Source organism: Parablastomonas sp. CN1-191 (genome assembly GCF_049354825.1).
Classification (GTDB): Bacteria; Pseudomonadota; Alphaproteobacteria; order Sphingomonadales; family Sphingomonadaceae; genus Novosphingobium.
The window spans coordinates 719,170-740,141 of record NZ_CP186480.1; the positions used below are offsets into that span (position 1 = coordinate 719,170).

Annotated in this window: 21 protein-coding genes; 17 read left to right on the plus strand and 4 right to left on the minus strand. The window is 66.7% G+C overall.

The genetic code is table 11. The annotated features are described in order from the left end of the window. Positions 1-118: 118 nt before the first annotated feature. From ACOYW6_RS03620 to ACOYW6_RS03635, 4 genes are all read left to right on the plus strand, one after another. A complete protein-coding gene (locus tag ACOYW6_RS03620) occupies positions 119-1,828 on the plus strand; it encodes an SLC13 family permease (RefSeq protein ID WP_423142452.1) in 1,710 nt (569 codons plus the stop codon). Positions 1,829-1,949: 121 nt separating this feature from the next. Then, on the plus strand, positions 1,950-2,375 hold the full coding sequence (locus tag ACOYW6_RS03625) for a rubrerythrin family protein (protein ID WP_423142453.1): 426 nt from the start codon (positions 1,950-1,952) through the stop codon (positions 2,373-2,375). Between the two features lie 74 nt (positions 2,376-2,449). Beyond that, positions 2,450-3,775 (plus strand): (Fe-S)-binding protein, encoded by a 1,326-nt coding sequence (locus tag ACOYW6_RS03630; RefSeq protein ID WP_423142454.1) that lies wholly within the window; start codon positions 2,450-2,452, stop codon positions 3,773-3,775. 11 nt (positions 3,776-3,786) lie between these two features. After that, positions 3,787-4,383, plus strand: a complete 597-nt coding sequence (locus ACOYW6_RS03635) for a DUF3501 family protein (protein WP_423142455.1) — start codon at positions 3,787-3,789, stop codon at positions 4,381-4,383. Between the two features lie 73 nt (positions 4,384-4,456). Here the strand turns inward: ACOYW6_RS03635 and ACOYW6_RS03640 are convergent, their stop codons facing one another. Both ACOYW6_RS03640 and ACOYW6_RS03645 read right to left on the minus strand, forming a co-directional pair. Further along, complete coding sequence (locus ACOYW6_RS03640) at positions 4,457-4,627, minus strand: hypothetical protein (RefSeq protein ID WP_423142456.1); 171 nt, start codon at positions 4,625-4,627, stop codon at positions 4,457-4,459. Positions 4,628-4,671: 44 nt separating this feature from the next. Further along, on the minus strand, positions 4,672-6,249 hold the full coding sequence (locus tag ACOYW6_RS03645) for an isocitrate lyase (protein WP_423142457.1): 1,578 nt from the start codon (positions 6,247-6,249) through the stop codon (positions 4,672-4,674). Positions 6,250-6,392: 143 nt separating this feature from the next. Here ACOYW6_RS03645 and ACOYW6_RS03650 point away from each other — a divergent pair, with 143 nt between their 5' ends. From ACOYW6_RS03650 to ACOYW6_RS03670, 5 genes are all read left to right on the plus strand, one after another. Further along, the gene (locus ACOYW6_RS03650) at positions 6,393-7,784 is read left to right on the plus strand and encodes a helix-turn-helix domain-containing protein (protein WP_423142458.1); all 1,392 of its coding nucleotides are present in this window, start codon (positions 6,393-6,395) and stop codon (positions 7,782-7,784) included. A gap of 81 nt (positions 7,785-7,865) precedes the next feature. After that, positions 7,866-8,150 carry a hypothetical protein gene (locus tag ACOYW6_RS03655; RefSeq protein ID WP_423142459.1) on the plus strand — a complete coding sequence of 95 codons (285 nt, stop codon included), beginning with the start codon at positions 7,866-7,868 and terminating at the stop codon, positions 8,148-8,150. Between the two features lie 177 nt (positions 8,151-8,327). Then, positions 8,328-10,415 carry an XrtA/PEP-CTERM system histidine kinase PrsK gene (prsK, locus tag ACOYW6_RS03660; RefSeq protein ID WP_423142460.1) on the plus strand — a complete coding sequence of 696 codons (2,088 nt, stop codon included), beginning with the start codon at positions 8,328-8,330 and terminating at the stop codon, positions 10,413-10,415. Then, positions 10,412-11,779 carry a PEP-CTERM-box response regulator transcription factor gene (gene prsR / locus ACOYW6_RS03665; protein ID WP_423142461.1) on the plus strand — a complete coding sequence of 456 codons (1,368 nt, stop codon included), beginning with the start codon at positions 10,412-10,414 and terminating at the stop codon, positions 11,777-11,779. Before prsK ends, prsR begins: the two co-directional genes overlap by 4 nt. Positions 11,780-11,818: 39 nt before the next feature. Then, positions 11,819-12,769, plus strand: coding sequence for a bile acid:sodium symporter family protein (locus tag ACOYW6_RS03670; RefSeq protein ID WP_423142462.1), 951 nt, complete (start codon positions 11,819-11,821; stop codon positions 12,767-12,769). Here the strand turns inward: ACOYW6_RS03670 and ACOYW6_RS03675 are convergent. Both ACOYW6_RS03675 and ACOYW6_RS03680 read right to left on the minus strand, forming a co-directional pair. Further along, the gene (locus ACOYW6_RS03675; RefSeq protein WP_423143056.1) at positions 12,766-13,884 is read right to left on the minus strand and encodes a DUF475 domain-containing protein; all 1,119 of its coding nucleotides are present in this window, start codon (positions 13,882-13,884) and stop codon (positions 12,766-12,768) included. The genes ACOYW6_RS03670 and ACOYW6_RS03675 overlap by 4 nt on opposite strands. 94 nt (positions 13,885-13,978) lie before the next feature. Then, on the minus strand, positions 13,979-15,175 hold the full coding sequence (locus ACOYW6_RS03680) for an acetyl-CoA C-acyltransferase (RefSeq protein ID WP_423142463.1): 1,197 nt from the start codon (positions 15,173-15,175) through the stop codon (positions 13,979-13,981). A gap of 100 nt (positions 15,176-15,275) precedes the next feature. Here ACOYW6_RS03680 and ACOYW6_RS03685 point away from each other — a divergent pair, with 100 nt between their 5' ends. From ACOYW6_RS03685 to ACOYW6_RS03720, 8 genes are all read left to right on the plus strand, one after another. Continuing rightward, entirely contained in the window at positions 15,276-16,697 is a 1,422-nt protein-coding gene (locus tag ACOYW6_RS03685; RefSeq protein WP_423142464.1) for a coniferyl aldehyde dehydrogenase, read from the plus strand. Between the two features lie 119 nt (positions 16,698-16,816). Continuing rightward, positions 16,817-17,191 carry an NADH-quinone oxidoreductase subunit A gene (locus ACOYW6_RS03690; protein WP_423142465.1) on the plus strand — a complete coding sequence of 125 codons (375 nt, stop codon included), beginning with the start codon at positions 16,817-16,819 and terminating at the stop codon, positions 17,189-17,191. Beyond that, entirely contained in the window at positions 17,188-17,748 is a 561-nt protein-coding gene (locus tag ACOYW6_RS03695; RefSeq protein WP_423142466.1) for a NuoB/complex I 20 kDa subunit family protein, read from the plus strand. The genes ACOYW6_RS03690 and ACOYW6_RS03695 overlap by 4 nt, the downstream gene beginning before the upstream one ends. Next, a complete protein-coding gene (locus ACOYW6_RS03700; protein ID WP_423142467.1) occupies positions 17,745-18,680 on the plus strand; it encodes an NADH-quinone oxidoreductase subunit C in 936 nt (311 codons plus the stop codon). Before ACOYW6_RS03695 ends, ACOYW6_RS03700 begins: the two co-directional genes overlap by 4 nt. A 2-nt stretch (positions 18,681-18,682) precedes the next feature. Continuing rightward, positions 18,683-19,897 (plus strand): NADH-quinone oxidoreductase subunit D, encoded by a 1,215-nt coding sequence (locus ACOYW6_RS03705; protein WP_423142468.1) that lies wholly within the window; start codon positions 18,683-18,685, stop codon positions 19,895-19,897. Next, a complete protein-coding gene (locus ACOYW6_RS03710; RefSeq protein WP_423142469.1) occupies positions 19,897-20,091 on the plus strand; it encodes a hypothetical protein in 195 nt (64 codons plus the stop codon). Before ACOYW6_RS03705 ends, ACOYW6_RS03710 begins: the two co-directional genes overlap by 1 nt. Further along, entirely contained in the window at positions 20,084-20,296 is a 213-nt protein-coding gene (locus ACOYW6_RS03715) for a hypothetical protein (RefSeq protein WP_423142470.1), read from the plus strand. The genes ACOYW6_RS03710 and ACOYW6_RS03715 overlap by 8 nt, the downstream gene beginning before the upstream one ends. Beyond that, the gene (locus ACOYW6_RS03720) at positions 20,289-20,957 is read left to right on the plus strand and encodes a complex I 24 kDa subunit family protein (protein ID WP_423142471.1); all 669 of its coding nucleotides are present in this window, start codon (positions 20,289-20,291) and stop codon (positions 20,955-20,957) included. The genes ACOYW6_RS03715 and ACOYW6_RS03720 overlap by 8 nt, the downstream gene beginning before the upstream one ends. Positions 20,958-20,972: the final 15 nt, after the last annotated feature.

Below are 20,972 nucleotides of genomic sequence, written 5' to 3' on the forward strand. Positions count from 1 at the left end.
CTAGCCACCCCCGGCACCGCCTGCTAGCAGGGGCCGGGTGTCGCTTATCCCTTCGTTTCATGCCGTTGGCGCGCTTGTCCTCGCCATTGCCATGTTCGTGGCTTTCGCGCGGCAGAGGATGCCGGTTGAGCTGGTCTCGCTGCTTGTCATCGCCGCGATCGCTCTGGGCCTCTATGTCTTTCCCTTGCCGGGCCAACGCGGCGAAGACGGCCTCAAGCTCGCCTTCTCGGGCTTTGGGCACCATGCGCTGGTCACCATTTGCGCCCTCATGGTGATGGGCCGCGGTCTGGTCGTGACCGGCGCGCTCGATCCGCTCGTGACGGGATTGTCGCGGGTGTGGAAGCTCTCGCAATGGCTCGGGCTGCTGCTGACCTTGCTGATGGCCTTTGCGTTATCGATGATGGTCAACGATACGCCCGTGCTCGTCCTGCTGCTGCCGGTGCTGGTCCAGCTCGCTACGCGCGGCGCGATGCCGTCGTCCCGAACGCTCATGCCGCTCAATGCTGCGATCCTCATCGGCGGGATGGGGACGACGATCGGCACGTCGACGAACTTGCTGGTTGTCTCGATTGCCGAGGATCTCGGCCTACCGCACATGACGGTCTTTCACTTTACCCCGCTCGTCCTGATCGCGGGGCTGATCGCCCTGCCATACCTGTGGTTGGTCATGCCGCGCCTCCTGCCCGACAACCGGATCACGAACGTGAAGGCAGAGCGCCGCTTCGTCACTACACTGCGGATCGACGAAGGCAGCGATTATGCGGACCGCCCGATCGCGGAGCTGAAAGCCCGCTTGCCCGAGGGGATCGTTTTCGAGCGTCCGCCACCTGCGATCCTGCGCGCGCCGGCCCGGCTTGTCATTTCCGGGCCCCACGACGCTCTGGAGGAAGCGACCCGCCGCGCGGCCGCGCGCCTGGCCCCGGCTGACCTGCTTAACGCAGCCCGCATAGATGCTGTCGTTAGCCGCGAAGACCTTGCCGTGGCGGAATGCGCAATCACTGCCGAAAGCAGGCTGGTGGGCCTGACCATCGCCGAGGCCGGCTTCACAGAGGCGGACGCGGTCGCAATCATAGGACTGGCGCCCGCTCCGCGCGGGCCTGTAGGGCCCGGCGACATGGCGAGCGTGGTCCTGGGAGAGGGCGATCTGCTGCTGGTGATGGGAACGGCCCCGCGCATCCGCGAACTCGCCGCCCGCGATGCCCTGCTTTTGCTTGAAGGCGTGAAGGAAGTGCCGCGGCGTGCCAAGGCGACCCTCGCGCTGGGCATCATGGCCGCCGCCGTTGGCTGCGCCAGCCTGGGCCTGTTGCCGATCGCCATCGCGGCTCTTGGCGGCGCTATCGTGATGTTCGCCACCGGCTGCGTTCGGTTCGACCGGGTAGGGCGCGCATTGTCGGCCCACGTGATCGTGCTGGTGGCCGCCAGCATCGCACTGGGGCGGTTCGTGCTGGAAACGGGCGCGGCGGAATGGCTGGCGCAGGTGCTCGTCCTGGGCCTGCAATACCTGCCTGCGGCGGGGGTGCTGGCCGCCATCATGCTGTTCGTCACCGTCCTGACCAACCTGGCTTCCAACGCCACAGCGGCCGCCGTCGGCACGCCGATCGCGTTCAGTGTCGCTCAGCAGCTTGCCATGCCGCCCGAACCGTTGGTGCTGGCGGTGCTGTTCGGCTGCAACCTGTGCTATGCCACGCCGGTCGCCTATCAGACGAACATGCTTATTATGGCGGAAGGCGGCTATCGCTTCCGCGATTATCTGCGCTCGGGGCTGCCGCTGATCGGCATCATGGTCGTGACGCTGTCGGTTCTGCTGGTGGTCCGCTATAAAATCTGACGCGGCCGGCGGCTTCATAATCGCCTGTTCCGATCAGCCGGCAGGGAAAATACCGATAGCCTTCGCGCGCGCGACGGGGCTATCGAACGGGCAGACTCACACCAACTGCGAGGAATGCGACATGGAACTCAAGGGTTCACAGACCGAAGAAAATCTCAAGGCGGCGTTCGCCGGAGAGAGCCAGGCCAACCGTCGTTACCTGTACTTCGCACAGAAGGCCGACATTGAAGGGCACAACGACGTCGCCTCGGTGTTCCGCTCGACCGCCGAGGGTGAGACCGGCCACGCCCACGGCCATCTCGAGTACCTCGAGGAATGCGGCGATCCCGCCACGGGCGAGCCGATCGGCGATACGGTCGCCAACCTCAAGGCTTCGATCGCCGGCGAAACGCACGAATACACAGACATGTATCCGGGCATGGCCAAGACCGCCCGCGACGAAGGCTTCGACGAGATCGCCGACTGGTTCGAGACGCTCGCCAAGGCCGAGAAGAGCCACGCCGGCAAGTTCCAGAAGACGCTCGACGGACTCCTCGCCGAGGCTTGATCGCACCAAGGGCGCGCGCCTGACGTCCGCCAGGGCGGGCCGATGGCGCGCGCCTCTTTGCTGAAGGGGGAACGATGGAAGGCAGTCTCGAAGCGCCGGTTCGCCACCCGATCCCGTGGCAGGACGAAGCCTGGTACGACGAGGCCGCGCTCGACGCCGAGCTGCGCCGCGTCTTCGATATCTGCCACGGCTGTCGCCGTTGCTTCAACTTGTGCGACGCTTTTCCGATCTTGTTCGACGCGATTGACGAGAGCCCGAACGAGGAGGTGGGCGACCTGACCACCCCGCAGATGGCCAGCGTCGTCGATGCCTGCACGCTGTGCGACATGTGCTTCATGACGAAGTGCCCTTACGTTCCGCCGCATCCCTTCGATCTCGATTTCCCCCACTTGATGCTGCGCCACCGCGCCGTCGGCCACCGCAAGGGGAAAACCAGCCTGGCCGACCGCGAGCTCGCCAAGATGGATCGCAACGGCAAGCTCGGCACGCTGGGCGCCGGGCTCGCCAACTGGGCGACGAAGCAGGGGAATGGCCTGACCCGGCCCGTGCTCGAGGGCGCGCTCGGGATCGATCGTCGCGCGCACCTGCCGCCGTTCATGGACGTGCCCCTGACCAACCAGGCGCCTGCGATCGTGCCGGCGCCCAATGCTGACGGTCCCGCGTTCGGGCGCAAGGCGGCGATCTACGCCGGCTGCCACGACAACTTCAACGACGGCACGCCAGGCCTGGCCCTGATCAAGGTGCTGGCCCACTCGGGCGTGCAGGTTCGGATCGAGCATCCCGATTGCTGCGCGATGCCCAAGCTCGAGAACGGCGACATGAAAGCCGTGGCGAGCGCCGCGGAGCGTGTTTCGGCCGCCTTCGCGCCGCTTGTGGCGGACGGCTGGGACATCGTTCCGCTCACCACCTCGTGCGCGCTGATGCTGAAATTCGAGTGGCCCTTGATCGAGCCGGAAAACGAAGGTGTCCAGACGCTCGCGAAGCACACTTTCGACGTTTCCGAATACGTCGTGGCATTGGCCAAGGCCGGCGCGCTGGCCGAAATCCCGGCGCTTCCGGCCAGCATCGGCGTCCACTTCGCCTGCCACGCCCGGGCGCAGAACATGGGCCCCAAGGCCATGGAAATGCTGCGCCTGATTCCCGAGGCCAAGCCCGCCCTGACCGAGCGGTGCTCGGGCCACGGCGGCAAGTGGGGCGTGTTCAGGGACAATTTCGACCGCGCGGTAAAGGTTGGCAAGCCCGCCGCGCGCAACCTCGTGAAGGGCGATCCCGACCTGATCGTCAGCGAATGCCCGCTGGCGGGACCGCATTTGCGGCAAGTCATCGCCGCCAACGGCAAGGAACCGCCCGCCCGCATCGGCCATCCGATCGAAGTGCTGGCCAAGGCCTACGGATTCTGAAGGATCAACCCATGCCCCGCGACACCCGCACGATCACCGCCGATGACATCCTCTCGCTGGAACAGTACGACCTGATCCGCGCCGAGAAGAAACAGGAAGCCATCGCGCGCAAGGCACTGACGCGGCTGTCGGTCGGCCCGCACGCCACGATCCTGTTCGAGAACTGGGATTCGATGTGGCTGCAGATCCAGGAAATGCTCCGGATCGAGAAGGGCGGGGCAGAGCAACTCGAGGACGAACTGCGCGCCTACGATCCGATGATCCCCAAGGGCGCGGAGCTGACCGCGACGCTGCTGTTCGAAATCGGCGATCCGGCGCGACGCGACGCGTTCCTGCGTACGATCGGCGGGGTCGAGGATCACGTCGCGATCCAGGTCGGCGGCGAAACGGTTCGCGCCAGGCCCGAAGGGGACATCGCCCGCACCCGCGAGAGCGACGGCAAGGCGAGCGCGGTGCACTTCCTCCATTTCGGCTTCACGCCGGACCAGATCGCCGCCTGGCAATCGGGCGAGGGCAGCGCGATGGTGGTCATCGATCACCCCAACTACGGGCACGCCGCGCTGATCGGCGCCGACAGCCGGGCGTTTCTGGGCCGCGAATGCTTCTGACGAATTGACGGCCGCCGAAGCGAAAGGGGCGCTTCGACGGCCGTCGTTTCTCCTCCCCAGGAGATCGTGAGGCTCAGTCGTAGGCGCCGAGCCGGTGATAGAGCGCATTGATCGCCGCCAGCTCCTTTTCGTCCTCGGTCGCCTTGGCATGGCTGGCCAGCGCGGCCTTTAGCAGGTGGAAGTCGGCGGTGGAGAGCAATGCGCGGGCGCGCGCGGGCTCTGGCGATATCGTGGCAGTGTCCATCTGTTGCTCCTCTTTATCAGCGCGTTCGGTCAGGTCTTCAGGCGTCAGGCCGCGAACTGGTTCATGGTGTTTGCGGCGCCGCCGGCCTTGAGCGCGGCTTCGCCGGCAAAGTATTCCTTGTGGTCGTCACCGATGTCGCTGCCGCTCATGTTCTGATGCCTCACGCAGGCGATCCCTTGGCGGATCTCCTCGCGCTGCACCCCTTTGACGTAGCCGAGCATCCCCTGTTCGCCGAAATAATCGCGCGCCAGGTTGTCGGTGCTGAGCGCCGCGGTGTGATAAGTCGGCAAGGTGATCAGGTGGTGGAAGATGCCTGCCCGCGCCGCCGTGTCCTTCTGGAAGGTGCGGATACGCTCGTCGGCCTCCGCCGCCAGCTCGGTCGCATCGTAGTCGACGCTCATCAGCCGCGCCCGGTCGTAGGCCGACAGGTCCTTGCCATCTTCCTGCCAGGCGTCAAACACTTGCTGGCGGAAGTTCAGAGTCCAGTTGAAGCTGGGCGAATTGTTATAGACCAGCTTGGCGTTGGGAATTACCGCCCGAACCCGGTCCACCATTCCCGCGATCTGGGCGATGTGCGGCTTCTCGGTTTCGATCCACAACAGGTCGGCACCGTTCTGCAGGCTGGTAATGCAGTCGAGCACGCAGCGGTCTTCGCCGGTGCCCGGCCGGAACTGGAACAGGTTCGACGGCAAGCGCCTGGGGCGCATCACCTTGCCGCTGCGGCTGATGAGTACCTCGCCGTGGCCCACGGCGGTGACCTCCTCGCAGTCGAGAAAGCCGTTGTACTGGTCGCCGATGTCGCCTGGCACGGTGCTGTAGGCGATCTGCTTGGTCAGGCCCGCGCCCAGGCTGTCGGTGCGCGCCACGATGACGCCGTCGTCGACGCCGAGCTCCATGAAGGCATAGCGAACCGCGCGGATTTTCGCGAGGAAGTCCTCGTGCGGGACGGTCACCTTGCCGTCCTGGTGGCCGCACTGCTTTTCGTCCGAGACCTGGTTCTCGATCTGGATGCAGCAGGCGCCCGCCTCGATGAACCGCCTGGCGAGCAGATAGGTCGCCTCGGCATTGCCGAAGCCCGCGTCGATATCGGCGATGATCGGAACGACGTGCGTTTCGAAGTTGTCGATGGCGTGACCGATGCGCGCGGCCTCTACCGCGTTGCCGGCACCGCGCGCCGCGTCGAGATCGCGGAACAGGAGGCCCAGTTCGCGGGCGTCAGCCTGCTTCAGGAACGTGTAGAGTTCCTCGATCAGGTCCGACACGCTGGTCTTTTCGTGCATCGATTGGTCGGGCAGTGGGCCGAACTGACTGCGTAGCGCCGCGACCATCCAGCCTGACAAGTACAGATACCTGCCGCGGGTCGAGCCGAAGTGCTTCTTAATCGCGATGACCTTCTGCTGGCCGATGAAGCCGTGCCAGCAACCGAGCGACTGCGTATACGCAGCCGGGTCGGCATCATACGTGGCCATGTCCTCGCGCATGATCTTCGCGGTGTAGCGCGCGATGTCGAGCCCAGTCCGAAACCGGTTCTGAAGGCGCATGCGGGCGACCGATTCAGGGTCTATCCCTTGGTGGGGCAGGATGGAGTCGGCGGCGCGGGCGATAGTCTCGGCGTATGTCATGGGTAGGTCCCCGTAATGGCTGACCCTTCGATACCGCCGCGACGGACCTTCGCGGTAGGCAAAGTTACAACAAAATGTGTCTGTAAGCGCTGCATTGGCGCTCCCAGCTTGCAAGGCTGTAAATTTCATGACAAGCGACGCGAGTGAGCAAGGTTGCAGTCCTCGCCGGTCCCTCGCTGCGCCGTCTGCGCCGACGGGATGGGTTGACCCAGGCCGCGATGGCGGCGCGCATCGGGATCTCTCCCAGCTATTTGAACCTCCTCGAGCGCAACCAACGACCGCTTACCGCCCGCCTGCTGGTCCAGCTCGCCGAACAGTTCGATTTCGACCCCCGCAGCCTGCGCCGCGACGAGGAAGTCGGCGGGGTGGAGGGGATGCGTCGCCGTCTTGCCGATCAGCGCTTCGCCGATCTCGCCATCGACCGCGACGAGATTGCCGAATGGCTGGCGGCGGCGCCTCAAGGCGCGCTGGCGTTCGCGCGGCTGTTCGATGGCGCCGGCGCGGGCGCACCCGACACCGGCAACGATTCGGTAGAACTTGCCCGCCGCGAGATCGAGCGCTGGCGCAACCATTTCGCCGACCTCGACAGCGCCGCCGAAGCCCTGGCCGACGACTTGCGGCTGACCAACGGCGATGTGGGCACCGCGCTGACCGAGCGGCTGCGCCAGCGTCACCAGCTCGGCGTCCGGATACTCCCCCGCGACGTCATGCCCGATGCGCTGCGACGGGTCGATTTCCATGCCCGGCAGATCCAGCTCAGCGAACTGCTCGACGGGGCGGCGCGCAATTTCCAGCTGGCGGTGCAGATCGCGCTTCTCGAACAGCGCGAGGCGATCGACACGCTAGCCGCCGGCGCCCAGTTTGCCGATCGGACCGCGCGATTGCTGCTGCGCCGCCACTTGGTCAATTACGTCGCCGCGGCGGTGCTGATGCCTTACGGCCGCTTCCTGCGCGCCTGCGACGCCACCGGGTACGACCTGGGGCTGCTGCAACGCCGCTTCGGCGTCGGTTTCGAGCAGCTCGCCCACCGCCTGACCACGCTGCAGCGCGTCGGCGAGCGCGGCTTGCCGCTGTTCATGGCGCGCGTCGACCGCGCCGGACAGTTTTCCAAGCGTTACGCAGGCGCCAGCGCGACGCCGCTGTTCGACGGCCGCGTCGGCTGCCCGAAGTGGTTGGCGCATACCGCGTTTGCCGATCCCGGTCGGGAGCAGGCCCAGCTGATCGAGTTTGCCGATCCGGTCGGCACGAAGACGCGCTGGCTGTGTCTGGCGCGCACGGTCGAGCGCAGCGGCGCCGCGGCGGGCGAAGGTGCGGCCTTCGTCGTCGTCGTCGGGGTCGAGGCCCGGCTGGCCGCGCCGATGGCCGCGTCGCGCGGGCTCGCGCTCGACGACGGTGCCCTGGCGGTCGAGACCGGGCCGGGCTGCGCCGCCTGTCCGCGGATGGACTGCCTCCAGCGCGCGCTGCCACCGCGCGGCGCCCTGCTGGCGATGGAGGACCGATCGCGCGGGCTGACCCCGTTTACCATCGTTGGATAGGGGGCGCGGAACCAGTGCCGGTGCACCGCGTTTCGTTTGCCATCGCGGCGCTGAAAATGCCGCCGAACCAGGGGATTGATCATGGCTGAAGAACGCTACACCACCGTCGAGACGCCCAGCGGCGATACGCACACCCACACCACTGTCGTTGACGACGGCGGTCGCAGCGGTGGCGGTGCCGGCTGGCTGATCGCGATCGTGCTGATCCTGGCGCTGGTCGCCGGCATCTACTTCGTCACGCAGTCGAACGCGTCGCAGGCGAACAAGGACAACGCGGTCGCCGCGGCGGCCAAGGACGTCGGCAACGCCGCGCAGAACGTCGGCGACGCCGCGCAGAACGCGGCTGACAACGTCAAGAAGAACTAAATCCGAATACGGCGTCCCGGTGTAAATCCGGGCGACAGTAAGAAGGGCGCGAGGCGGCGGAAACCGCGGTTTCGCGCCCTTCTAGCAGTTCGGCCCGCGGTGTCGGTTTTACTTACACTTAACCCCTGCGCGCTAGGGCGGGGGAATGGGTAAGGCCGAACAGGATGGCAGCGCGCGATGACGGCCGGATTGGTGGTCTTCCTGCCGCATGCCGCCGGGGTCCTCACCGCGGCCAGCTCGGCTGCCTGGTTGTTGCCACGCCGGGTGCGCTTCGGCGCTGCCGGCGTCGTCATCGTCCTGGCGATCGTGATGACGGCGGCCTGGGCGCTGGCCGTGCTGGCAAGCGGGCCCGGCGCGGCTCTGACGGCGCTGTTCGGAGTGCTGCGCGACGTCGCCTGGCTGGGCGCGGTCTATGCCCTGTTCGCGGAAGACGGCCGGATCGACGCGGTCAAGCCGCTACGGACGCTGTTTGCGGTCATCGCCGGCGTCGCGCTGGCGCAGCCGATGCTGCTGGGCCTGCTGGTCAGCGACGAAGTGGCCGCCGCCGTGCGCGACGATATCTTCGGCCTCAGCGCCCTGTTCCGCCTGCTGTTCGATGTCGGTGCGCTGGTCCTCCTCCACAATCTCTACAGCGGCGCCTCGGCCACGTCACGGCCGATCCTGCGCTGGCCGGCGATCGGACTGGCGCTGGCCTGGTGCTTCGATCTTAATTATTTCGCGATCGCCTACCTCGACGGCGCGGTGCCCGAAACGCTTGGCGGACTGCGCGGGCTGACCGCGCTGCCGCTGGCGGCGCTGCCGGCTTTCGGCGTGCGCCGGGGCAACGAGGCGCTGCGCCTGGCGCCGTCGCGCGCGGTTGCGTTCCAGTCGGCGTCGCTGCTGCTGATCGGCGGCTACCTGCTGACGATGGTCGCGGTCGCGCGCGCGCTCGCCGAACGCGGCACCACGCTCGCCACCGCGCTGCAGGTCGGGTTCACCGTGGCGGCGTCGCTCGCGGCGCTGACGGTGCTGCCGTCGCGCCGGCTGCGCGGATGGCTGCGCGTGACGGTGACCAAGCACTTGTTCCAGCACCGCTACGACTACCGCGCCGAATGGCTGCGATTCACCCGCACGGTCGCGCAAAGCGGGGTCGGCGGCGGAATCCCCCTTGAGGAACGCGCGGTCAAGGCGGTCGCCGACATCGTCGACAGTCCCGCCGGATTGCTGCTGTCGCCCGACGACAGCGGCCGGTTCGCGCTGGCGGCGCGGTGGCAGTGGCCGACCGCCGACGTGCCCGGCATGGCGCTAGACAACCACACCGCGGCCTGGTTCGAGCGCAGCGGCCACGTGGTCGACATCGACGCGATACGTCACGGCGGCGGCACGATCGAGGACGCGGTCATTCCAGCCTGGGCGCTCGAAACCGCGCGCGCCTGGGCGATGGTGCCGCTGATTCACTATGACCGCCTGATCGGCGTGATCGTGCTGGCCAGCCCGGCCCACCGCCGTCTGCTCGACTGGGAGGATTTCGACCTTCTGCGCGTCGCCGGCCAACAGCTTGCCAGCTACCTGGCCGAACGGTCAGGCCAGCAGGCGCTTGCCGAGGCGGCGCGGTTCGATGATTTCCACCGCCGCATCGCCTTCGTCATGCACGATATCAAGAACCTGGCCAGCCAGCTCGGCTTGCTGGCCCGTAACGCCGAGCGTCACGCCGAAAACCCCGATTTCCGGGCCGACATGCTACTGACGCTGCGCAACTCGGCCGACAAGCTCAACGCGCTGCTGCGTCGCTTGTCGCAGTACCGGCCGGAGAACGAGGGGACCGCGCGCGAAGTCCGTGTCGATCGCCTCGCCGCCGCCGTCGTCGAGGATGTCCGTGCGCTTCACCCGGTCGAACTGGTGCGCGCCGACGACGTCGCCGTGATGGCGCTGCCCGACCCGCTCGAGCAGGCGCTTGCCCACCTGGTCCGCAACGCCATCGACGCCTCGACCGCCGGCACGCCGGTGTTCGTGTCGGTGGCGGCCGAGCCGCTCCACGCCGCGATCGACGTGATCGACGGTGGCATCGGGATGAGCGCCGATTTCGTCCGCCACGGTCTGTTCAAACCGTTCGTCTCGTCCAAGCCGGGCGGCTTCGGCCTCGGCGCCTACGAAGCGCGCGAGCTCGTCCGCGCGATGGGCGGTTCGCTCGACGTCGAATCGCGCGAAGGCGTCGGCACCCGTTTCACCATTCGCCTGCCCCGCGCCGCCGCGGTGCACCCAGTACCCGAAAGGATATCCGCATGAGCGCCGACCTGCGCCCGAAGCTTCTCGTCGTCGAGGACGACCCCGGCCTGCAGGCGCAGCTCAAGTGGGCGTGGTCGGATTACGACGTTACAATCGTGGGCGATCGCGCCTCGGCCATCGCCGCGTTGCGCGCCGATGAGCCGGCCGTCGTCACTCTCGACCTCGGGCTGCCGCCCGATCCCGACGGTGTGAGCGAGGGTATGGCCGTGCTCGACGCGATCATGGAACTGAAGCCCGACACCAAGGTGGTCGTCGCCAGCGGACATGGCGCGCGCGAAAGCGCGCTCCACGCGATCGCACGCGGCGCTTATGATTTCTATGCCAAGCCGGTCGATATCGAGGCGCTCGGCCTGATCGTCGGGCGCGCATTGCGTCTTCACGCGATCGAGGCCGAGAACCGTGCGCTGGCCGCGCGCGTCGGCAAGGAAAACCGCGTGCTGGGCAGCATGATCACCGCGGCGCCCGAGATGGTCCGCGTCGCCCGCACGATCGAGCGTGTGGCCAACACCCGCGTATCGGTCATGCTGCTGGGGGCCAGCGGGACGGGCAAGGAACTGCTCGCGCGCGGCCTGCACGAGGCAAGCGACCGCGCGGGCGGCGCGTTTGTGGCGATCAACTGCGCGGCGATCCCCGAAAACCTCCTGGAAAGTGAGCTGTTCGGGCACGAGAAGGGGGCTTTCACCGGCGCGGTCAAGACCACCGAGGGCAAGATCGAGCAGGCCGCCGGCGGCACCCTGTTCCTCGACGAAGTGGGCGACATCCCGCTCCACCTCCAGGTCAAGCTGCTGCGGTTCCTGCAGGAACGCGTGATCGAGCGGGTGGGATCACGCGCCTCGATCCCGGTCGATACCAGGATCGTCTGCGCCACGCACCAGAACCTGGAGGCGATGATCGCCGAAGGGCGCTTTCGCGAGGACCTGTTCTACCGCCTGGCCGAGATCGTGGTGCGCATCCCGTCGCTGGCCGAACGCCCGGGCGACGCGCCGCTGCTGGCCAAGGCGTTCCTGGCGCGCTTCGCGGCCGAAATGAATCCCGCGGTCAAGGGATTCGCGCCCGACGCGCTGGCGGCCATCGATGCCTGGCCGTGGCCGGGCAATGTCCGCGAACTGGAAAACCGCGTCAAGCGCGCGACGATCATGGCTGAGGGCAAGCTCGTTACCGCCGCCGACCTCGACCTCGGGGGCGCGACGGGCGAGGGCGAGGCGGCACTCAACCTGAAGTCTGCGCGCGAACAGACCGATCGCAAGCTGATCCGCCATGCCCTGGCGCGCAGCGAGGGCAACATTTCCTCGACCGCCAAGATGCTGGGGATCAGTCGGCCGACGCTTTACGACCTGATCAGGCAGTATGACCTGAGCGCCTGAGGGTTGCGCGGCTGCACCGGCGCGGGCAGGGCGCGCGCGATGCTGGGGCGGATCGATCCGATGGTACGGCTGCTGGTCGCCGCGATTGCCCTGGCGATCGTCCTGCCGGCGTCCGGGCGCTATCACGATGCGGCGCAGTGGATCGCAAACGCGGCGGTTTTTCTGCTGTTTTTTCTCAACGGCCTGCGCCTGCCGCGCGGTGACGTGCTGGCAGGGCTCGGCAACTGGCGCGTGCTCGGCGCGCTGGCGCTGTGGTGCTTCGGCGCCATGCCGCTGCTGGGCTGGGGGCTGTGGCACGCCGCCGGGCTCGTCCTGCCGCCGCTGCTGGCGCTGGGGTTTCTCTATTGCGCGGTCCTGCCTTCGACGGTCCAGTCGGCAACGGCCTATGCGTCGCTGGCAGGCGGCAGCGTCGCGCTGTCGGTCGTAGCCGCGGCCCTGCTCAATATTGTCGGCGTTTTCGCCAGCGCGCCGATCTTTGCGCTGCTGGGCGGAGCGGCGGGCGCTGCAATGGGCTTGCAGGGGCTGTTCAAGGTTATTGCAATCCTGTTGCTGCCCTTTGCCTTGGGCCAGGCGTTGCAGCGGCGCTTCGGCGGCTGGGTGGCCAATCATCGCCTCCTGATCGCCAGGGTCGACCGCGTATCGATCGCAACCGCCGTCTACGTGGCGTTCTCCGGCGCGGTGGCTGAGCGGTTCTGGACCCGTGTCGATGGCATGGGCTGGGCCGGCCTGATTGCGGGCGTGGCGCTGCTCCTGGCCCTCGCGCACGGCGGTGCGTGGCTGCTGGGCACGTTGATGCGGCGACCGCGGCCCGAACGGATCACGATCCTGTTTGCCGGCGCGCAGAAATCGATCGCCATGGGGGCGCCGCTGGCAACGATCCTCTTCCGGCCCAACGCGGCGGGGATCGTGCTGCTGCCGATCCTGCTCTATCACCTTGCCCAGATGGTGATCGCGGCGCCGCTGGCAGCGCGGCTGGCCCGGGACAGCTAGGCTTTCTTACGCGCCTTGGCCGGGGCTTTTTTCCGCACCGGCGCCGCGCGGGTCGCGGCGGCCTTCTTCGCGGCTTGCGAACGCTGGCGGTGTTCGACCTTGCGGTTGTGACGAACCGACCAGACCAGCGACGCCCCGATCATGGCCGCGCCGATCAGCCCGGTCACGCTCTCCGGAATGTGCCACCGCGCCGACAGTAGCATGATCACGGCCAGCGCCAGGATCGCCCAAAAAGCGCCGTGTTCGAGGTAGCGGTATTCGCCCAGCGTACCCTTGCGAACCAGCATGATCGTTATGGACCGGACGAACATCGCGCCGATCGACAGGCCGAGCGCGATCACTACCATGTTGTTCGACAAGGCGAAGGCGCCGATCACGCCGTCGAAACTGAACGAGGCGTCGAGGACGTTGAGGTACAAGAATCCCGCAAGCCCCGAACGTACCGCACTGCCGCGCGCCGCCTCGCGCAGCTCCAGCACCGCGCCCACCGCTTCGACCGCGACAAAGGCAACGATGCCCAGCGTCCCCGCGATCAGGAAGGTCAGTGCTTCTTCCGCCGGCAGCATCAGGGTGATGGCGTAAAGTGCGATAAGCAGGACGGCGATCCCGGCCGCGCGGATATGCGAGAACAGCGCCAGCTTTTCTTCAACCCAGCGGATCCAGTGGACGTCCTTCTCGCCATCGAAAAAGAAATTGAGGCCCACAAGCGCCAGGAACGCGCCGCCGAACCCGGCGATGCCGACATGCGCGCTGCTGACGATCTTCTCGTAAGCAGACGGGTTGTTTAGCGACAGGCGTACCGCTTCGACCGGCCCGAGCCCCGCGGCGACGGCGACAATGGCCAGCGGGAACACGATCCGCATTCCGAACACCGCGATGACCATGCCCCAGGTCAGGAAGCGCTGCTGCCAGACCGCGTCCATGTCCTTCAGCACGGTGGCGTTCACCACCGCGTTGTCGAACGACAGCGACACTTCGAGCACGGCCAGGACCAGGACGATCCACAGCACGCTGGCCATCCCGGCCGCCGAACCGCTTTCGTGAAGCCCGTACCACGCCGCGCCGACCAGGCAGGCCAGCGTAAACAGGATCGAGCCCTTGAACTGGCTCAGCATGCTGGGCATCGGGACACTCGCTTGGCGCAGGGCGGGGAGGCCCGATCCATGGCGGCGCCGCGGCCGGCGATCAAGCCCGCCGCGGCGCTTACCCTCAGGCCAGTTCGACCGCGACCGCGGTCGCCTCGCCGCCGCCGATGCAAAGGCTGGCAACCCCGCGCTTGGCACCGCGCTTTTTCAAGGCCGCGATCAGCGTGGTCAGGATACGCGCGCCCGACGCGCCGATCGGGTGGCCCAGCGCGGTGGCGCCGCCGTTGACGTTGATCTTGTCATGCGGAATGCCGAGATCGTGCATTGCGAACATGGCGACGCAGGCAAACGCCTCGTTGATTTCGAACAGGTCGACATCGTCCAGCTGCCAGCCGGCCTTGGCCAGGACCGAATTGATGGCGCCGACCGGGGCAGTGGTGAAATCCTTCGGCTCCTGCGCGTGCGCAGCCACCGCAACGATGGTGGCCGCGGGGGTGAGGCCTTTGTCCCTGGCAACGCTTGCGCGGGTGAGGACCAGCGCAGCGGCACCGTCCGAAATCGACGACGAGGTCGCCGCGGTAATCGTGCCGTCCTTGGCGAAAGCGGGCCGCAGCGCAGGGATCTTGTCGGGACGGCCCTTGCCGGGCTGCTCGTCGGTATCGACCACGCTTTCGCCGGCGCGGCTGACCACGGTGACAGGGGCAATCTCCTCGGCGAAGTCGCCGCCGGCGATCGCGGCCTGGGCGCGGCGCAGCGATTCGATCGAGTAGACATCCTGCGCCTCGCGCGTGAGCTGATAGGCGTTGGCGGTATCCTGCGCGAAGGTGCCCATCGCGCGGCCGGCCTCGTAAGCGTCCTCGAGGCCGTCCAGAAACATGTGGTCGTAGGCCGTGTCGTGCCCGATGCGCGCGCCCGAACGATGCTTCTTGAGCAGGTACGGCGCGTTGGTCATCGATTCCATCCCGCCGGCGACGACCATGTCGATCGAGCCGGCGGCCAGCGCCTCGGCGCCCATGATGACGGTCTGCATGCCCGAGCCGCATACCTTGTTGACCGTGGTGGCCTGGACCGACTTGGGCAGGCCGGCCTTGATCATCGCCTGGCGGGCCGGGGCCTGGCCGAGGCCGGCGGGCAGCACACAGCCCATGTAGACGCGCTCGACATCGGCGCCGTTCACGCCCGCGCGCTCGACCGCGGCCTTGATCGCCGTGGCGCCAAGATCGGTGGCCGAGACGTCCGCCAGCGCGCCCTGCATGCCGCCCATCGGCGTACGCGCGTAGGACAGGATGACGACCGGGTCGGAGGCGGAAAGCTGGGCCATGACGGAAAAACCTTCTGTTCGGGAACGGGCGAGATAATGCTGCACGTGCACAATGGCAATCGGGCTTGCCCTCGGCGCGGCGATAGCGGACCTTGCAGCGATGATCTCCGCCTCAATGACAGCATTGCTCGACGCGCAGCGGTCCGCCTTCATGGCCGCGCGCCCCGAAGACGTGTCGGTCCGCCGGGACCGGCTCCTGCGTCTGAAAGCCTTGCTGAAGGACGAGGGCGACGCGCTGGCCCGTGCGATGAGCCATGATTTCGGCCACCGGAGCCACGAGCAGAGCTTGTTGACCGACATCATGCCGGCGAACAGCGCCCTCAATTACGCGCTCAAGCACCTGAGGCGGCTTACCCGGCCCGAGCGGCGCCGCGCGACTTTCCCGCTCGGGCTGATCGGGGGGAGGGCCGAAGTTCGCCATGAGCCCAAGGGCGTGGTCGGCATCGTCAGTCCGTGGAACTTCCCCGTCGTGCTGGCGATCGGTCCGCTGGCGCAGGCGCTGGCGGCGGGTAACCGGGCGATGCTCAAGCCCAGCGAATTCACCCCCGAGACCAGCGCGCTTCTCGCCCGCGCGGTCGCCAGCCGTTTCGCACCCGAAGAGCTCGCAATCGTCACCGGCGGGGCCGAAATCGGGCAGGTATTCTGCGCCCTCCCGTTCGATCACCTGCTGTTCACAGGCGCGACCGCGATCGGCCGCCACGTCGCGCGCGCCGCTGCCGAGAACCTGGTGCCGGTTACGCTGGAACTGGGCGGCAAGTCGCCCACGATCGTCGGCAAGGGCGCGGATGTCGCGCGCGCTGCGGAGCGGATTGCGATCGGCAAGATGATGAACGCTGGCCAGATCTGCCTGGCCCCCGATTACCTGCTCGTCCCGGCCGACAGACAGGACGCCATCGTCGGCGCGGTGGCGGCTGCGGCGGCGCTGCTTTATCCGCGCGTCCTCGATAACGACGACTACACCTCAATCGTCAACGCGCGTCACCGCGACCGCCTGCAGGGGCTGATCGACGACGCCGTGGGCAAGGGCGCGGCCGCAACGGTGGTGAACCCGGGACACGAGGACTTTGCCGCCTCGAACGGCCACAAGCTGCCGCTGACGATCCTGACCGGCGTCGATGATACGATGGCGGTGATGCAGGAGGAAATCTTCGGGCCGGTCCTGCCGGTCTTGACCTATCGCCGCATCGACGAGGCCATCGACTACGTCAACGCGCACGACCGGCCGCTGGGGCTCTATTATTTCGGCAACGACGCGGACGAGCGTGAGCGGGTGCTTGGACGCACGATCTCCGGCGGGGTCACGGTGAACGACGTGGTCATGCACATTGCCATGGAAGACCTTCCATTCGGCGGCATTGGTCCATCGGGCATGGGGGCTTATCACGGACCGGAAGGTTTCCGGACTTTCAGCCATGCCCGTGCGGTCTATCACCAACCGCGCTGGGACATAGCCGCACTGGCGGGTCTGAAGCCGCCCTATGGCAAGGCGACTCGGGCAACGCTGGCGCGCGGCCTGAAGTAGCCCGCGCTGCGGCGCGGCAAAACCTGCGCCGATACCCTTGCGCGGCCTTGGCGGCGGGACTAGTGGCAGCGTGTCCCGGCGCCGCAAGGCTCCAAACCAACCCGATTCAGGGCGCAAACGTGCTAGACCTGTCGCAATACCTGCCGATCCTGATTTTCCTGGCCATCGCGCTGGGGCTGTCGACTGCTTTCGTGCTGCTGCCGATGGGCGTGGCGCGGCTGACCGGCACGCATAACCCCACCGCCGACAAGCTCAGCGAATACGAGTGCGGCTTTCCCGCGTTCGAAGATTCCCGCAGCCAGTTCGACGTGCGCTTCTATCTGGTGGCCATCCTGTTCATCATCTTCGATCTGGAAGCGGCGTTCCTGTTTCCCTGGGCGGTCAGCCTGGACGTGACCGGCTGGCCGGGCTGGATCACGATGATGGTGTTCTTGGGCGAACTCGCGATCGGGCTTGCCTACGCCTGGAAAAAGGGGGCGTTGGACTGGGAATGACCGACCTTTCGAACACGCGCGCCGCGGGGCACGTCACCGAAGATGCGGTGATCACGCACCCCGATCAGGCCTTTTTCACTGATCTCAATGCGGAGGTCCACGACAAGGGCTTCCTCGTCACGTCGACCGAAGAGCTTTTCCAGTGGGCGCGCACCGGGTCGCTGTGGTGGATGACCTTCGGCCTGGCATGCTGCGCGGTGGAGATGATTCACGTCAACATGCCGCGCTATGACATGGAGCGTTTTGGCGTCGCCCCGCGTGCCTCTCCGCGCCAGAGCGACGTGATGATCGTTGCCGGCACGCTGTGCAACAAGATGGCCCCGGCACTGCGCAAGGTCTATGACCAGATGTCGGATCCCAAGTACGTCATCAGCATGGGCAGCTGCGCCAACGGCGGCGGCTATTATCATTACAGTTACAGCGTCGTGCGCGGGTGTGACCGGATCGTGCCGGTCGACATCTATGTGCCCGGTTGCCCGCCGACCGCCGAAGCGCTGCTTTACGGCGTGATGCAGTTGCAGCGGAAGATCCGCCGCGTGGGGACGATCACGCGGTGAGCACGGTTCTGCATTCGGCGCCGAAAATCGCGGCGAACGACGGTGTGCGCGAGGCATTGGCCGGGGCGCTCGGCGCCGCGGTCGTAGCGCACAAGGAAGAGTACGGTGAAATCGTACTGACCGTCGCACGAGCATCCTTGGTCGAGGCGCTGCGTTCGCTGCGCGACGATCACGGCTACCAGCAGCTAATGGAGATCGCCGGAGTCGACTTCCCGAGCCGCGCCGAGCGGTTTGAAGTCGTTTACATGCTGCTCAGTCTGACGAAGAACCACCGCATCATCGTCAAGGCCACCGCGTCCGAAACGGATCCGGTGCCAAGCGTCACGGGCCTTTGGACCAATGCTGGCTGGCTCGAGCGCGAGGTGTTCGACTTGTACGGCGTGATCTTCGACGGCAACGCCGACCTGCGCCGCATCCTCACCGACTACGGCTTCGAAGGACACCCGTTCCGCAAGGACTTCCCGCTGACCGGCTACCACGAGCTGCGTTATTCGGAAGAGGCCAAGCGTGTGGTCTACGAGCCTGTCAAACTGGCGCAGGACTTGCGCACATTCGATTTCATGAGCCCTTGGGAAGGTGCCGATTACGTCCTGCCGGGTGACGAGAAGGCAGCGACCCCGCCGCCGGCGCCCGCCGCCGTTGCGACTAAGCCCGAAACCAAGGGCCCCCCGACGGCTGACGTGCCCAAGACCACCGAAACCAAGGCCGATACCGGCGCCGGGAGGCCGGCTGACGACAAGGCCGCGGCCAAAGTCGCACCGGCGCGCAAGAGCCGCGCCAAGTCCGCGCAGGGCACCGCTCAGCCGCAACCGGTAGAAACGGCGATTCCGGCCCCGGGCGCACCAGATCCGACCGAGGATCGCCCGGCGCGCAAGCCGCGCAAGAAGAAGGACGGCAGCGGAGGCTCGGGCCCCGCGCCGCTGGGTAGCTGACAATGTCCGGTTTCGCCCTCGAGACCTCGCCGACGACCGGTGATGAAGTCATCAGCAACTATACGATCAACTTCGGCCCGCAGCATCCGGCCGCGCACGGCGTGCTGCGCCTGGTTCTCGAGCTCGACGGCGAGATCATCGAGCGGGTGGACCCGCACATCGGGTTGCTTCACCGCGGCACCGAGAAGCTGATCGAGCACAAGACATACCTGCAGGCGCTGCCGTACTTCGACCGGCTCGACTATTGCTCGCCGCTGGCGATGGAGCACTCCTACGTGCTCGCCATCGAGAAGCTGCTCAATGTCGAAGTGCCGATCCGCGCGCAGTACTTGCGAGTGCTGTTCGCCGAACTCACGCGCATCTGCAACCACATGCTCAACCTCGGCAGCCATGTCATGGACGTCGGGGCGATGACGCCGAACCTGTGGCTGTTCGAGATTCGCGAGGATTGCCTCAATTTCTTCGAGCGCGCCTCGGGCGCACGAATGCACAGCGCGTGGTTCCGGCCCGGCGGCGTCCACCAGGACGTGCCGGAAAAACTGCTGGTCGATATCGGAGAGTGGCTCGACGGGCGCCTGCCGACCTTGTTCGAAGACGCTATGAGCCTGGTGGTCGACAACCGTATCTTCAAGCAGCGCAACGTGGATATCGCGGTCGTTTCGAAGGACGATGCAGTTGCCTGGGGCTTCTCCGGGCCGATGATCCGCGGCAGCGGGATCGCATGGGACCTGCGCAAGTCGCAGCCCTACGATGTCTATGCCAGGATGGACTTCGAAATCCCGGTCGGCACGCGCGGCGATTGCTATGACCGTTTCATGGTGCGGGTCGAGGAAGTGCGCCAGTCGGCGCGGATCATGAAGCAGTGCCTGGCCGACATGCCGAGCGGCCCGGTCGCCAGCGAAGACCGCAAGATCGTCCCGCCCAAGCGCGCCGAGATGAAGCAGTCGATGGAAGCGCTGATCCATCACTTCAAGCTCTATACCGAGGGCTTTCACGTGCCCGCGGGCGAGGTGTACGTCGCAACTGAAAGCCCGAAGGGCGAATTCGGCGTCTATCTGGTCAGCGACGGCAGCAACAAGCCATACCGTTGCAAGATCCGCCCGACCGCGTTTTCGCACCTCCAGGCGATGGATTTCATGTGCAAGGGCCACATGCTCCCGGACGCGACCGCGATCCTGGGCGCGATCGATGTGGTCTTCGGGGAGTGCGACCGGTGATGAGCCGTGAAACCTTCATGCAGGTGCGCCAGTGGGCGCTGGTGACCGGGGTTTCGCTGTCGGCCGGGTTCTTCGCCATGGGGTGGCTCGGGATCCGGACCAGCGACTTCGTCCCGATGGTGATCGCTTCGATCGCCGGTTTCGAGATGGCCCTGCTGGGCCGCGATCTCGCGGAGAAGCGGCTGCGTGGCTAAAGACAGCTCCTTCGGCGTGAACCCGCGCTTTGCCCCGCTGTACCTGCTCGCCGGCGTGCTTTCGCTGGTGGCGCTAGGGCTGGAATTCTACGCCTGGCAGGTCAAGGGCAAGAGCTGGACCGAGATGGTCATGCCCGCGATCCTGGCCGCCTTCATGTTCTATATGTGGTCGCTGGGCCGCAAGCAGGCAAAGATCGATGGCTGATCGCGCTCCTCATCCCGACACCCCTGAATTGCGCGCGCGTTGGGCGAGTTTCGCCTGGACTGAGCAGAATGCGGCACAGGCCAAGGTCATCATTGCGCGCTATCCCGAGGGACGCCAGAAGTCCGCGGTGATGCCGCTTCTCGACCTTGCGCAACGTCAGGTCGGCGCGGCAACGAATACGCAGGGCTGGTTGCCGCTGCCTGTGATGGAATTCGTCGCTCGCGAACTCGACATGCCGGTGATCCGCGTGCTCGAGGTTGCCACCTTCTACACGATGTACAACATCGCCCCGGTGGGCCGCTTTCACGTCCAGGTTTGCGGCACCACGCCTTGCATGCTGCGTGGCAGCGATGCGATCCTGGATGCCTGCAAGAAGCGGGGGATGGCCAAGGGCCACACGACCGATGACGGGATGTGGACGCTGACCGAGGTCGAATGCATGGGCAACTGCGCGTCCGCCCCGATGGTCCAGATCAACGACGGCAATTACGAAGACCTGACGCCCGAAAGGCTCGATGCCGTTCTCGACGCGCTGGCCGCTGGCCAGAGCCCCAAGGAAGGTACCCAGGATCCCGCTCGCCACACTGTCGAGCCGGTCGGCGCATTGTCCAGCCTGAGCGCGATGGCTCAGGAAAATCATGATTACCGGGGTGAGTGGTGATGAGCCTTCGGAACA